This is a genomic window from Ideonella sp. B508-1 (assembly GCF_000333615.1).
Lineage (GTDB): Bacteria > Pseudomonadota > Gammaproteobacteria > Burkholderiales > Burkholderiaceae_C > Ideonella.
Map to the genome: position 1 here is coordinate 1 of NZ_BADL01000104.1, position 612 is coordinate 612.

Genomic DNA, 612 nt, shown 5'->3' on the forward strand with positions numbered 1-612 from the left:
CTCAAGCGCATCAAGTGACGCCGTGGCGGCACGGGCCCACCCGCGCTTGCCACTAGAATCGCAGCCTCTTGATTTGCCGGCTTAGCTCAGTTGGTAGAGCAACGGTCTTGTAAACCGTAGGTCGTCCGTTCGATTCGGACAGCCGGCACCACCCCCCTCAGGGTCTGTTGAGCGGTGCTCAGCGCTCGGGCGCCTGGACCTTCACCCGCAGCGCGACCCGCGCCCAGCCTTCCTCCAGCAGCACCTGCTCGATCAGCGGCAGGCACTGACGCAGCTTGGCGGCCACGGCGCTGTTGGGCACCAGCAGGTTCCAGCCTTCCTCGTCCAGCACGCCGCCCCGCACATGGGCGCGCATGGCCGGTGGCAGCACCTGGCGCACGCAGCGCAGCCGCGCTTCCGATTCCCGCAGCCGTTCCAGCAGCCGCCCCAGCATGGCATTGGCCCCCAGCGCCTCGGACACGGGCCGGGTGTGGGGTTGCTGCTTGGGTGGGGACGTCATGGCCACCAGTGTAGCGGCCCCACTTCAAAGGCCAGCCGCCCCCCAGAAGCGGCTGTCCAGAGGGTGACAACCCCCGGTGCTAAACTCAAACGCTTTGTTCAGCCCCGTTGACG

At 67.6% G+C, this 612-nt stretch carries 1 protein-coding gene and 1 tRNA gene; one reads left to right on the top strand and one right to left on the bottom strand.

Going from position 1 to position 612, the window contains the following annotated elements; all coding sequences use genetic code 11:
• The first annotated feature begins 75 nt into the window (after nucleotides 1-75).
• Nucleotides 76-151: transfer RNA gene (locus tag I73_RS04305), tRNA-Thr, on the top strand.
• A 27-nt stretch (nucleotides 152-178) separates the two neighbouring features.
• Here the strand turns inward: I73_RS04305 and I73_RS04310 are convergent.
• Entirely contained in the window at nucleotides 179-499 is a 321-nt protein-coding gene (locus I73_RS04310) for a hypothetical protein (RefSeq protein WP_022979486.1), read from the bottom strand.
• Nucleotides 500-612 lie beyond the last annotated feature (113 nt).